This window comes from Streptomyces sp. NBC_00554, assembly GCF_041431135.1.
GTDB lineage: Bacteria > Actinomycetota > Actinomycetes > Streptomycetales > Streptomycetaceae > Streptomyces.
Map to the genome: position 1 here is coordinate 4,192,035 of NZ_CP107799.1, position 13,405 is coordinate 4,205,439.

Sequence of the window (13,405 nt, forward strand, 5' to 3'; positions counted from 1 at the left end):
GCACGCACCGCCCCGGCGGAACCATGGTGATCACGGCGGCCGGCGACCCACCTCCGAGGCCCGGCCGCCGGCCAGCACGGCTCGCGATGACGGCCAGGGCGTCGACGGCGAAGCCTCCGCCGTGCCGGCCTCCCGCTGAACCCTCCCGCTGGACCCCAGTAGCCGCGCAGTGCCCGTTCGCACCGCCAAACCACCGCCAAACCATCAACAGACCGTCGCCAGACCTTCGACAGACCATCGACAGACAGAGAGTTCTCGCACCCTCATGGCCACCTTCCTGCACCGAATCGGCCTGGCCGCCTTCCAGCGGCGCCGACTGGTCGTACTTCTGTGGGCGCTCGTCCTGGGCGTCATGGGCGCCGCCGCCGCGAGCGGTTCGGGCCCGCAGAGCTCAACCGTCTCCCTGCCCGGTACGGAAGCACAGCGCGCCAATGACCTGCTGGCGGAGAAGTTCCCGTCCGCCAATGCCGAAGGCGCCAGCGCCCGCGTCGTCATACGGGCCCACGACGGGGGGAAGATCAGCGGTACCGAGAACAAGGAAGCACTCGAAGCGACGCTGGCCGAGGTGAAGAACTCCTCGCCGCATGTCGCCCAGGTCAGCGACCCGTTCACGGCGAAGACGATCAGCGCGGACGGCACGACCGCTTACGCGCAGGTCACCTACACCGTCAAGGATTCGGACCTGACCGACCGTGACCACACCGGCTTCGACAAGGCACTCGAGTCGGGCCGCGATCAGGGACTGACGGTGGAGGCGTCCGGCAACGCGGTGGCGGAAGCCGCGGAGAGCTCCATGGCCGAGGCCATCGGCTTCGCTCTGGCCGCGGTCATCCTCTTCATCACCTTCGGCTCGCTGATCGCCGCCGGCCTGCCCCTGGTCACCGCGCTGGTCGGTGTGGGCGTGACCATGTCCGCCATCACGGCGCTCAGCGGGCCGCTCAATCTCAGCAGCAGCACCTCGTCCCTGGCCACGATGCTGGGCATCGCCGTCGGCATCGACTACGCCCTGTTCATCGTCTCCCGCTACCGCTCCGAACGCGCCGCCGGCCATGACGCCAGGGAAGCCGCCGCCCGCGCCAACGGCACCGCCGGATCAGCCGTCGTCTTCGCCGGACTGACCGTGGTGATCGCGCTCGTGGGCCTGGCCGTGGTGAACCTGCCGATCCTGACCATGATGGGTCTGGGCGCAGCCGGTGCCGTCGTCGTCGCCGTTCTCGTCGCCGTCACGCTGATCCCCGCGCTCCTGGGCTTCGCCGGCGAACGCATCGGCGGCAAGGCCCGCAAGCAGTCCACCACCCGACTCGCCGCACTCCGACTCCGGTCCGGCCGCACGGGACTGGCACAGCGGTGGATCTCCTACGTCCTGCGCAAGCCGGCGAAGGTCCTGCTCCTGGCAGTGGTCGGTCTCGGTGTGGTCGCCCTGCCCGCCACGAAGCTCAAACTCGGCCTGCAGGACGACGGCTCCAAGGCTGCCTCCTCCACCCAGCGCAAGGCCTACGACATGCTGTCGCAGTCCTTCGGCCCCGGCTTCAACGGCCCGCTCACGGTAACCGTCGACAACCAGGACCCCGCCGTCACACGCACCGGCTCGGAGGAGCTGGGCAAGTCCCTCACCGGTCTGCCCGATGTGGCCGCCGTGACCCCGGCCGTCTTCAACGAAGCGGGCGACACCGCCATCATCACCGTCATCCCCAAGAGCCCACCGGCCAGCGACTCCACCAAGGAACTCGTCGGCGACATCCGCTCCCTGGCCGACAGCACCGGCGCCCAAACGGGAGCCCGCTCCCTGGTGACCGGTACGACGGCCCTCAACATCGACGTCTCCGCCAAGTTCAGCAAGGCGATCGCGCCCTACCTGGCGGTCGTCGTCGGACTGGCCATTCTCGTACTGATCCTGGTGTTCCGTTCGATCCTGGTGCCCGTCAAGGCCGCCCTCGGCTTCCTGCTCTCCGTACTGGCCGCTCTGGGAGCGCTCGTCGCGGTGTTCCAGTGGGGCTGGCTGAAGGATCTGATCGGCCTGGAGCAGACCGGCCCCATCATGAGCCTGATGCCCGTCCTGATGGTCGGCATCGTGTTCGGCCTGGCCATGGACTACCAGGTGTTCCTGGTCTCCCGCATGCGCGAGGCGTACGTCCACGGCGCCGACGCCCGCACGGCGATCGAGGCGGGATTCAAGCAGAGCGCCACGGTTGTCACCGTCGCGGCCCTCATCATGATCACCGTATTCTCCGGTTTCATGGGTGCCCACGACCCCATGATCAAGTCGCTGGGCTTCGGACTCGCCGTCGCCGTCGCCTTCGACGCCTTCATCGTCCGCATGACGATCGTCCCCGCCGTACTCGCCCTTCTCGGCGACCGCGCATGGTCCCTGCCTGCGCGGATCGATCGCATCCTGCCCAACGTCGACATCGAAGGAGAGAAACTGGCGCACCACAAGCCCACGTTGGCCGCCGAGGATCAGTCAGGCCACGCCCCCACTCACGACTACAGCGTGAAGGCCCGGGGTTAGCCGAACAGTCGCTCCAACACCACCGCGATCCCGTCCTCCTCGTTCGACAGCGTCACCTCATCCGCGACCGCCTTGAGTTCCGGATGGGCGTTGTCCATCGCCACGCCCCGAGCGGCCCAGTCGAACATCGGGATGTCGTTGGGCATGTCACCGAAAGCGATGGTGTCGGAGGAGGCGAGACCGAGGTGGCGGGCTGCGAGGGCCAGGCCCGTCGCCTTGGTCACGCCGCATGGCTGGAGTTCGACGGTCCCCGGCCCCGACATGGTGACGGTCGCCAGCGAACCCACCACCGCACGCGCAGTCATCGCCAACTCGTCGTCGGACAAAGAGGGGTGACGGAGCAACACCTTGCTGATCGGTTCCGTCCACAGGTCGTCACGCCGGTACACCCGCATCGCCGGAAGCGTCGGATGCGGCATCACATACCCCGGCTCGATGAGCGTGAGCCCGTCCACACCATCCTGGTCCACGGCCGCGTAGACCTGCCCGACCTCCGCCTCGATCTTGCCGAGCGCCGTCTCGGCCAGCTCCCTGTCCAGGGTCACCGACCACAGCAGACGGTCCGCGCCGGCGTCGTACAACTGCGCCCCCTGCCCGCACACCGCCAGCCCCTGGCTGCCGAGTTCGTCGAGGAGCGGTCGCACTCTCGGCGCCGGCCGTCCCGTCACCACCAGATGCCGGGCACCCTCGGCCGTGGCCTTCGCCAACGCGGCCCGCGACCGGTCGGAGAGGGTGTCGTCGCCGCGCAGCAGCGTTCCGTCCAGGTCAGTGGCGATAAGTGAATATGCAGTCGGAGCGGCCATGATCCGAAGAATACGGATCGAACGACTCATCGGCCCGGCGTGAACCGGACGACGTCCGGTATCCCGTCAGCAACGCCGTTCACCGCACGGCCAGCACGAGGTTCACTTCAGCCCATACGGGTTTCACCCGCCGCCGACCCTGACGGCCATGCGGCCCCGCAGCGAACCCCTTTGGGACGCAGGGCAGTTGTGCAATCGCCGCCGTACAGATACTGCCCCTGAACCGATTTGGACCAGAGAGTACGGGGAGACACACGTCTTCGACATGGACCGCCCGCCAACCCGCCCGAACTGATCCCCGACCGCCTGCCCTGGCAGAAGTCGACGTAACCGAACAAGACTTATCGAAATATCACTCATCTGGACATTCCGAACTCTTCAGGCACTGCCGCAGCAGGTTCACTCCCCCGTAACGTGTGCCGCGACCACGTAGAACACATGGAACATGTGGAACCCCAAGACCGCCCGGACCGCCCGGACCGTATGAACCACGTGAACCACGTGAACCACGTGAACCACGTGAACCACGTGAACCACGTGAACCACGTGAACCACGTGAACCACGTGAACCACGTGAACCACGTGAACCACGTGGTGAGTGAGTAGTGAGTACGCACCCGCAAGCCACGAGAGCGAGGCACCACCCGATGCCCCCCTTCGACGTCCCCGAGGGCGATCCCTTCGGCCCGCACAACCTGCCGTACGGCGTGTTCTCCCTGAACCCCCCGCCCACCCCCGGAGAACGAACCGGTGAGCGAACCGGTGAGCGAACCAGGGGATCTTCCCGACAACGAACCGTCGGTGTCCGCCTCGGCGACCACGTGCTCGACGCGGGCGCGGCAGCAAGGGCCCTCGGCTCCCCGTACGCCGAACTACTCGCCCGGCCAACCCTGAACCCCCTCCTCTCAGCCGGCCGCACGGCCTGGTCCGACGTCCGCCGCGCCCTCACGGCATGGGTGACGGTCCCGGCCCACCGCGAGACGCTCGAACCCCACCTCCACCCCCTCTCCGAGGTGACCCTGCACCTCCCCTTCGAGGTGGCGGACTACGTCGACTTCTACGCCTCCGAGAACCACGCCCGGAACGTCGGCCAGATCTTCCGCCCCGACGCCGCCGACTCCCTCACCCCCAACTGGAAGCACCTGCCCATCGGTTATCACGGCAGGTCCGGCACGGTCGTGGTGTCGGGAACGGAGGTGGTACGCCCGTCGGGCCAGCGCAAGGCCCCCACCGACACGGCCCCCGTCTTCGGCCCGTCCGTCCGGCTGGACATCGAGGCGGAGGTCGGCTTCGTGGTCGGCGCCCCCTCGGCCATGGGCACGCCGGTCCCGCTCTCCGCCTTCCGCGACCACGTCTTCGGCCTCTGCCTCCTCAACGACTGGTCGGCGCGCGACATCCAGGCCTGGGAGTACGTCCCTCTCGGCCCCTTCCTAGGCAAGTCCTTCGCCACATCAGTGTCGGCGTGGATCACCCCGCTCGACGCCCTGACCGACGCCCGGGTCGCACCGCCTTCGCGCACACACCCCCTCCTCCCCTACCTGGACGACTCCGACGACGAGCCGGGCGGCTACGACCTCCGCATCTCCGTAGCCATCAACGGCCACGTCGTCTCCGAGCCCCCGTTCTCCACCATGTACTGGACGGCCGCCCAGCAACTGGCCCACATGACGGTCAACGGCGCCTCGCTCCGCACAGGCGACCTCTACGGCTCCGGAACGGTCAGCGGCCCCACCGAGTCCGAACGCGGCTCCCTACTCGAACTCACCTGGAACGGCCGAAACACCCTCGACCTCCCCACCGGCAAGCGCACATTCCTGGAGGACGGCGACGAGGTGACCCTGACAGCCTGGGCCCCGGGCCCAGGCGAAACACGGGTAGGCCTGGGCGAGGTAACAGGCCGGATCAAACCAACCGCCTGAGGGACTTCCGCGTCCGGCAGAGAGCACACGAGCCCCCACGCACCCGCAGCCACCACCCACGGAAGGGGCCGTGCCGGTACGTCCAAAAGCCCGTCGCGTACGTTCGCGTCACCGGACGCCACGCCTCTTGGCCAACGTCTGATCCGGCGGCGACGGGCGGGACGTACCGGCACGGCCCCGACCCACCCACCACCCGGTAGCGGAGGCCACCCCGCCCGGTACTGGCCCTCGCCCCGGCGGCCTAGCCCCAGTCCTCCGGCTCCGGTTCCGGCTCCTCACCCATCTCCGGCCAGTCCGGATCCGGCGCCTCACCGACGGCCGGAGCCGCCGCCTCCCCAGAACCGCCGCCCAGCGAGCCAAGCACCCCCAGCACCCCTTCCCCGTACGTAGCCAGCTTCTTCTCACCGACACCACTGATGGTGCCCAGTTCAGCCACCGACCCGGGCCACACCGTGGCGATCTCCCGCAGCGTGGCGTCATGGAAGATGACGTACGCCGGAACACCCTGCTCACGAGCCTGCTCGGCACGCCAGGCCCGCAAGGCCTCGAAGGCGGGCACAAGCTCCGGCGCCAGCTCGGCCACGGCGGCCTTGGCCTTCTTCTCGCCCCGAGAGGACGACGAGCGCGCAGTCACCGGCTTCGGCGCCTCCTTGCGCAACGGCACCTCCCGCTCGCGCCGCAGCACCGTCCCACTCGCCTCGGTCAGCACCAGCGTCCCGTACTCGCCCTCAACCGTGAGCAGCCCCTGCGCCAGCAACTGCCGCACGACACCACGCCATTCGGACTCGGCCAGATCCTCACCGATGCCGAACACGGACAGCTGGTCGTGGTCGAACTGGATCACCTTGGCGGTCCGGCGCCCGAGCAGGATGTCGACGATCTGGACCGCGCCGAACTTCTGCCCCCGCTCGCGCTGCAAGCGCACCACTGTGGAGAGAAGCTTCTGCGCAGCGACCGTGCCGTCCCAGGTCTCGGGCGGCGTAAGGCACGTGTCGCAGTTGCCGCACGCGGGCGTGTGCGGGTCCTGGCCGAAGTAGGCCAGGAGCTGGGAGCGCCGGCACTGGGCGGTCTCGCACAGGGCCAGCATCGAGTCCAGGTGGGCGGCCGCCCGGCGGCGGAACGCCTCGTCGCCCTCCGAGCTCTGGATCATTTTGCGCTGCTGGACCACGTCCTGGAGCCCGTACGCCATCCAGGCCGTGGACGGCAGTCCGTCACGCCCCGCGCGGCCCGTCTCCTGGTAGTAGCCCTCGACCGACTTCGGCAGGTCGAGGTGGGCGACGAACCGTACGTCCGGCTTGTCGATGCCCATGCCGAACGCGATGGTGGCGACCACGACAAGGCCGTCTTCGCGCAGGAACCTCGACTGGTGACGCGCGCGGGTGCCAGAGTCCAGGCCCGCGTGGTACGGCACCGCCTCGATGCCGTTGCGGGCGAGGAACTCGGCAGTCGCATCCACCGACTTGCGCGAGAGGCAGTACACGATGCCCGCGTCGCCCGCGTGCTCCTCGCGCAGGAAGGCCAGCAGCTGCTTCTTGGGATCGGCCTTCGGGACTATCCGGTACTGGATGTTGGGCCGGTCGAAGCTCGCCTCGAAGTGCCGGGCGTCCGGCATGCCCAGGCGCTGGGTGATCTCCTTGTGCGTGGCGCGCGTGGCGGTGGCCGTCAGCGCGATCCGCGGCACGTCCGGCCAGCGCTCGCCCAGCACCGAGAGCGCCAGGTAGTCGGGGCGGAAGTCGTGCCCCCACTGGGCCACGCAGTGCGCCTCGTCGATCGCGAAGACCGAGATCTTCCCGCGTGACAACAGGTCCAGCGTGTTGTCCAGACGCAGCCGCTCCGGAGCCAGGTAGATCAGGTCCAGCTCCCCCGCCAGGAACTCCGCCTCGACCGTCCGCCGCTCGTCGAAGTCCTGCGTCGAGTTCATGAAGCCGGCGCGGACGCCCAGCGCCCGCAGCGCGTCCACCTGGTCCTGCATCAGCGCGATGAGCGGGGAGACCACGACGCCCGTACCGGGTCTGACCAGGGCCGGAATCTGGTAGCAGAGCGACTTGCCGCCACCCGTCGGCATCAGGACGACGGAGTCACCGCCCGTCACCACATGTTCGATGATCGCTTCCTGCTCGCCGCGGAAGGCGTCGTACCCGAAGACCCGGTGGAGCGTGGCCAGCGCCTCGCTCTCACCCAGCGTCTCCGTCGCATCCGCTTCGGTCATCACACCCGTCCCGCCCATCGTCCCGTCCCCCGTACGTCGCGCCTCGACCACTGCGTCCACCATAGGGCTCCGCGCCGACAGCCTCGGAGTTATCCACAGGCCGGCCCATGGACCACCCCGCTCCCTGTCAGCCCAATGGGTTCGCCGGATGGCGGCCACCAGGCAGAACGGGACATTCTGCTCGTGCGGGACGGGGGAGGCCCGCTCCGCTCACGGGCGCCCCACGCGCCCCTCTCCCCTAGGAGCCCCCGACATGTCCCCCCTCAAGGCCGCCTGCGCCCTCGCGCTGGCCACCGCCCTGTCCCTGGCCGCCGCCCCGGCCCACGCCGCCGACGAACACCCCGACGTCTGGACCGAGCTCAACGACACGTACACGGCGACCGGGGCGTACGCGTACGAGCCGTTCGGCATCAAGGCGGGATACGCCCGCACCGAGACGTGCGCCTCCAGCGCGGCAGGCGGCATGGGCTACCACTACCTCAACAAGGAGTACCTGAACTCGCTCGACCCGGCCACGCCCGCGGCCCTCCTGTACGAGACCGGGGCATACGGCAAGCGCAAGCTGGTCGCGGTGGAGTGGGTCGTCGAGGACACCGGCCAGGCCAAACCGCCGACGTTGTTCGGCAAGGACCTCGACAACACGGTGCTCCCAGGCTTCTACACACTCCACGCCTGGATCTACAAGCCCAACCCCAGCGGCCTGTTCGAGCCGTGGAACCCGAAGGTGAAGTGCCCTTGAAAACGCGTCGGGACCCGCTCCCCCAGGGGAGCGGGTCCCGATCCGCACTCGGCGCGACTCAGCGCACGAAACTCGGCGCGACTCAGCGCACGAACACCCCGGCCTGACCGGCCAGGTCCAGGAAGTACTGCGGCGCCACACCCAATACCAGCGTGACCGCCACACCCACCCCAATCGCCGTCATGGTCAACGGCGACGGCACGGCGACCGTAGGCCCGTCCGGCCGCGGCTCACTGAAGAACATGAGCACGATCACCCGGATGTAGAAGAACGCAGCGATCGCCGACGAGATCACACCGACCACGACCAGCGCGCCCGCGCCGCCCTCCGCCGCCGCCTTGAACACGGCGAACTTTCCGGCGAAGCCGGAGGTCAGCGGGATGCCCGCGAAGGCCAGCAGGAAGACCGCGAACACGGCCGCCACCAGCGGAGACCTGCGTCCGAGCCCGGCCCACTTGGACAGGTGGGTCGCCTCCCCGCCCGCGTCCCTCACCAAGGTCACCACGGCGAAGGCGCCGATCGTGACGAACGAGTACGCGCCGAGGTAGAAGAGCACCGACGAGACACCGTCCGGCGAGGTCGCGATGACACCCGCGAGGATGAAGCCCGCGTGCGCGATCGACGAGTACGCCAGGAGCCGTTTGATGTCGGTCTGTGTGATCGCGACGATCGCACCGCCCAGCATGGTGACGATCGCGACGGCCATCATGACCGGCCGCCAGTCCCAGCGCAGGCCGGGCAGGACGACGTACAGCAGTCGCAGCAGGGCGCCGAAGGCGGCCACCTTCGTCGCGGCGGCCATGAAGCCGGTGACCGGTGTCGGCGCGCCCTGGTAGACGTCCGGCGTCCACATGTGGAACGGCACCGCGCCGACCTTGAACAGCAGGCCCATGACGACCATCGCGGCGCCGATGAGCAGCAGCGCGTCGTTGCCCATGGTGTCGGCGAGTGCCGGGTCGATGTTCTGGATGGTGCCGTCGACGACCTGCGCGATCGTGGCGTACGACACCGAGCCCGCGTAGCCGTACAGCAGGGCGATGCCGAAGAGCGTGAACGCGGAGGCGAAGGCGCCGAGCAGGAAGTACTTGACTGCCGCTTCCTGTGACATGAGCCGCTTGCGGCGGGCTACGGCGCACAGGAGGTACAGCGGGAGCGAGAAGACTTCCAGCGCGATGAACAGCGTCAGCAGGTCGTTGGCCGCCGGGAAGATCAGCATGCCGCCGACCGCGAAGAGCAGGAGCGGGAACACCTCGGTGGTGGTGAACCCGGCCTTCACGGCGGCCTTTTCGCTGTCGCTTCCGGGTACGGACGCGGCCTGCGCGGCGAACGAGTCGACCCGGTTGCCGTGCGCCTCCGGGTCGAGCCGCCGCTCGGCGAAGGTGAACACGCCGAGCAGACCGGCAAGCAGGATCGTGCCCTGGAGGAACAGCGCGGGCCCGTCGACGGCGATCGCGCCCATGGCCGCGATGTGCGCCTTCGTGGTGCCGTATCCGCCTGCCGCGAGCGCCACGACCGCGGCGAACGCGGCGGCGAGTGCGACGGCGGACACAAACACCTGGGCGTAGTAACGGGACTTGCGCGGGACGAACGCCTCGATCAACACCCCGATGACCGCCGCCCCGATGACGATCAAGGTGGGCGACAATTGCCCGTATTCGATCTTCGGCGCGTCGATCTTGGAGATCGGGTCGGCCGCGGTTGTCCACAGGCTGTGGACGGCTGTTGCGCTCACTTGGCCGCCTCCACCTCGGGCTGGGGGTCCGTTTTATGGACGTCTGACATGGTCTGCTTGACCGCCGGGTTGACGATGTCGGTGAGCGGCTTCGGGTAGACGCCCAGGAAGATCAGCAGGGCGATCAGCGGGGTGACGACCAGAAGCTCACGCACCCTGAGGTCGGGCAACGCCGCCACCTGTGGCTTCACCGGGCCGGTCATCGTCCGCTGGTAGAGGACGAGCGTGTACAGCGCGGCGAGGACGATGCCGAAGGTGGCGATGATGCCGACGGCCGGGTAGCGCGCGAACACGCCGACCAGGACCAGGAATTCACTCACGAAGGGCGCGAGCCCGGGGAGCGAGAGGGTCGCCAGGCCGCCGATCAGGAAGGTGCCCGCGAGCACCGGGGCGACTTTCTGCACCCCTCCGTAGTCGGCGATCAGACGCGAACCGCGCCGCGAGATCAGGAAGCCCGCCACCAGCATCAGGGCGGCCGTCGAGATCCCGTGGTTGACCATGTAGAGCGTGGCGCCCGACTGACCCTGGCTGGTCATCGCGAAGATGCCCAGGATGATGAACCCGAAGTGCGAGATCGACGCGTACGCCACAAGGCGTTTGATGTCCCGCTGGCCGACCGCGAGCAGCGCCCCGTAGATGATGCTGATGAGCGCCAGTACGAGGATGACGGGCGTCGCCCACTTCGAGGCCTCCGGGAAGAGCTGGAGGCAGAAGCGGAGCATCGCGAAGGTGCCGACCTTGTCGACAACTGCCGTGATCAGTACGGCGACCGGGGTCGTGGCCTCCCCCATGGCATTGGGCAGCCAGGTGTGCAGCGGCCACAGCGGCGCCTTGACGGCGAACGCGAAGAAGAAGCCCAGGAACAGCCACCGCTCCGTATTGGTCGCCATCTCCAGCGAGCCGTTGGCGCGGGCCTCGGCGATCGCCTGGAGCGAGAAGTTCCCGGCCACTACGTAGAGACCGATCACGGCGGCCAGCATGATCAGGCCGCCGACCAGGTTGTAGAGGAGGAACTTCACGGCGGCGTAAGACCGTTGGGTGGCCGCCACCTCGTCGCCGTGCTCGTGGGCCTTGTCCCCGAAGCCGCCGATGAGGAAGTACATCGGGATGAGCATGGCTTCGAAGAAGATGTAGAAGAGGAAGACGTCGGTGGCCTCGAAGGAGATGATCACCATCGCCTCGACGGCCAGGATCAGGGCGAAGAAGCCCTGCGTCGGACGCCAGCGCGTGTTGCCGGTCTCGTGCGGATCGGCGTCGTGCCAGCCCGCCAGGATGATGAACGGGATCAGCAGCGCGGTCAGCGCGACGAGCGCCACCCCGATGCCGTCCACGCCCAGTTCGTAGCGCACCCCGAAGTCCGCGATCCAGGCGTGGGATTCGGTGAGCTGGTAGCGGTCGCCGTCTGGTTCGAAGCGGACCAGGACCACGATCGCCAGCACCAGCGTGGCGAGCGAGACGAGCAGCGCCAGCCACTTGGCGGCGACTCTTTGCGCGGCCGGCACCGCGGCCGTGGCGATCGCCCCGAGGGCCGGGAGCGCCGCCGTCGCTGTCAGCAGAGGAAAGGACATCGGTATCAGACCGCCCTCATCAGCAGGGTCGCGGCAATGAGGATCGCCGCACCGCCGAACATCGAGACCGCGTACGACCGCGCGTACCCGTTCTGCAGTTTGCGGAGCCGGCCGGAGAGGCCGCCCATCGAGGCCGCCGTGCCGTTGACGACCCCGTCGACCAGGGTGTGGTCGACGTACACCAGGGAGCGCGTGAGGTGCTCCCCGCCGCGCACAAGGACGACGTGGTTGAAGTCGTCCTGGAGCAGGTCGCGCCGGGCGGCCCGGGTGAGCAGCGAACCGCGCGGGGCGACGGCCGGGACGGGACGGCGCCCGTACTGGGCGTACGCGATTCCGACGCCGATGACGAGCACCACCATGGTGGCCAGGGTGACCGTCGTGGCGCTGATCGGTGCGTCACCGTGGTCGTGCCCGGTGATCGGCTCCAGCCAGTGCAGGAACCGGTCGCCGATGCTGAACAGGCCGCCCGCGAAGACCGACCCGAAGGCGAGCACGATCATCGGGATCGTCATCGACTTGGGCGACTCGTGCGGGTGCGGCTCATGGCCCTCGGCGTCCGGCTGCCAGCGCTTCTCGCCGAAGAAGGTCATCAGCATCACGCGCGTCATGTAGAACGCCGTGATGGCCGCGCCCAGCAGGGCCGCGCCGCCGAGGATCCAGCCCTCGGTGCCGCCCTTGGCGAAGGCCGCCTCGATGATCTTGTCCTTGGAGAAGAAGCCGGACAGACCGGGGAAGCCGATGATGGCGAGGTAGCCGAGGCCGAAGGTGACGAAGGTGACCGGCATGTACTTCCGCAGGCCGCCGTACTTCCTCATGTCGACCTCGTCGTTCATGCCGTGCATGACCGAACCGGCGCCGAGGAAGAGGCCGGCCTTGAAGAAGCCGTGCGTCACCAGGTGCATGATCGCAAAGACGTAGCCGATGGGGCCGAGCCCTGCGGCCAGCACCATGTAGCCGATCTGCGACATCGTCGACCCGGCGAGGGCCTTCTTGATGTCGTCCTTCGCGCAACCGACGATCGCACCGAAGAGGAGCGTGACGGCACCGACCACCGTGACGACCAGCTGCGCGTCCGGAGCCGCGTTGAAGATCGCGCCGGAGCGGACGATCAGGTACACGCCCGCGGTCACCATGGTCGCGGCGTGGATGAGGGCCGAGACCGGGGTCGGGCCCTCCATCGCGTCCCCGAGCCAGGACTGCAGCGGCACCTGGGCGGACTTGCCGCAGGCGGCGAGCAGCAGCATCAGGGCGACGGCCGTGAGCTTGCCCTCGGTCGCGTCGCCGACGAGACCCGGTTCCTCGTGGGTGCCGAGCACCGGTCCGAAGGCGAAGGTCCCGAAGGTGGTGAACATCAGCATGATGGCGATCGACAGGCCCATGTCACCGACGCGGTTGACCAGGAAGGCCTTCTTCGCGGCGGTGGCGGCGCTGGGCTTGTGCTGCCAGAAGCCGATCAGGAGGTACGAGGCGAGGCCCACGCCCTCCCAGCCGACGTACAGCAGCAGGTAGTTGTCGGCGAGGACGAGCAGCAGCATCGCCGCCAGGAACAGGTTCAGATAGCCGAAGAAGCGGCGGCGCCGCTCGTCGTGCTCCATGTACCCGATCGAGTACAGGTGGATCAGCGAGCCGACGCCGGAGATCAGCAGCACGAACGTCATCGACAACTGGTCGAGCTGGAAGGCGACGTCCGCCTGGAAGCCCTCGACCGGGATCCAGCTGAACAGGTGCTGGCCGATGGCCCGGTGCTCGGCGTCCTTGCCCAGCATGTCGGCGAAGAGGATCGCGCCGATCACGAAGGAGGAGGCCGCGAGGGCGGTACCGATCCAGTGGCCGACGGCATCGAGCCGCCGCCCGCCGCACAGCAGTACGGCCGCTCCGAGCAGAGGCGCCGCTACAAGCAGCGCAATCAGGTTCTCCACGATTCAG

General features: G+C 68.5%; 8 protein-coding genes. 3 read left to right on the forward strand and 5 right to left on the reverse strand.

Annotated features, from left to right (window positions below):
* Window positions 1–265 precede the first annotated feature (265 nt).
* A complete protein-coding gene (locus OG266_RS18115) occupies window positions 266–2,509 on the forward strand; it encodes an MMPL family transporter (protein ID WP_371546868.1) in 2,244 nt (747 codons plus the stop codon).
* On the opposite strand, the gene OG266_RS18120 is transcribed toward OG266_RS18115, so the two are convergent.
* Complete coding sequence (locus OG266_RS18120) at window positions 2,506–3,312, reverse strand: HAD family hydrolase (RefSeq protein ID WP_266456331.1); 807 nt, start codon at window positions 3,310–3,312, stop codon at window positions 2,506–2,508. The two genes, OG266_RS18115 and OG266_RS18120, sit on opposite strands and share 4 nt — an antisense overlap.
* Window positions 3,313–3,959: 647 nt before the next feature.
* Here OG266_RS18120 and fahA point away from each other — a divergent pair.
* Window positions 3,960–5,231, forward strand: a complete 1,272-nt coding sequence (gene fahA / locus OG266_RS18125; RefSeq protein ID WP_371546872.1) for a fumarylacetoacetase — start codon at window positions 3,960–3,962, stop codon at window positions 5,229–5,231.
* 241 nt (window positions 5,232–5,472) lie between these two features.
* On the opposite strand, the gene recQ is transcribed toward fahA, so the two are convergent.
* Complete coding sequence (gene recQ, locus OG266_RS18130) at window positions 5,473–7,458, reverse strand: DNA helicase RecQ (protein WP_266463868.1); 1,986 nt, start codon at window positions 7,456–7,458, stop codon at window positions 5,473–5,475.
* 235 nt (window positions 7,459–7,693) lie between these two features.
* On the opposite strand from recQ, the gene OG266_RS18135 reads away from it, so the two are divergent.
* Complete coding sequence (locus OG266_RS18135; protein ID WP_371546874.1) at window positions 7,694–8,179, forward strand: hypothetical protein; 486 nt, start codon at window positions 7,694–7,696, stop codon at window positions 8,177–8,179.
* 82 nt (window positions 8,180–8,261) lie between these two features.
* Here OG266_RS18135 and nuoN read toward each other — a convergent pair whose 3' ends face one another.
* Genes nuoN through nuoL form a run of 3 tightly spaced genes read right to left on the reverse strand, consistent with a single transcriptional unit; the run spans window position 8,262 to window position 13,398 of the window.
* Window positions 8,262–9,911: an NADH-quinone oxidoreductase subunit NuoN gene (gene nuoN / locus OG266_RS18140; protein WP_371546877.1), complete on the reverse strand. Its 1,650-nt coding sequence runs from the start codon at window positions 9,909–9,911 to the stop codon at window positions 8,262–8,264.
* The gene (locus tag OG266_RS18145) at window positions 9,908–11,479 is read right to left on the reverse strand and encodes an NADH-quinone oxidoreductase subunit M (RefSeq protein WP_371546879.1); all 1,572 of its coding nucleotides are present in this window, start codon (window positions 11,477–11,479) and stop codon (window positions 9,908–9,910) included. Before OG266_RS18145 ends, nuoN begins: the two co-directional genes overlap by 4 nt.
* Before the next feature lie 5 nt (window positions 11,480–11,484).
* Window positions 11,485–13,398 carry an NADH-quinone oxidoreductase subunit L gene (gene nuoL, locus OG266_RS18150; protein WP_329546049.1) on the reverse strand — a complete coding sequence of 638 codons (1,914 nt, stop codon included), beginning with the start codon at window positions 13,396–13,398 and terminating at the stop codon, window positions 11,485–11,487.
* Window positions 13,399–13,405: the final 7 nt, after the last annotated feature.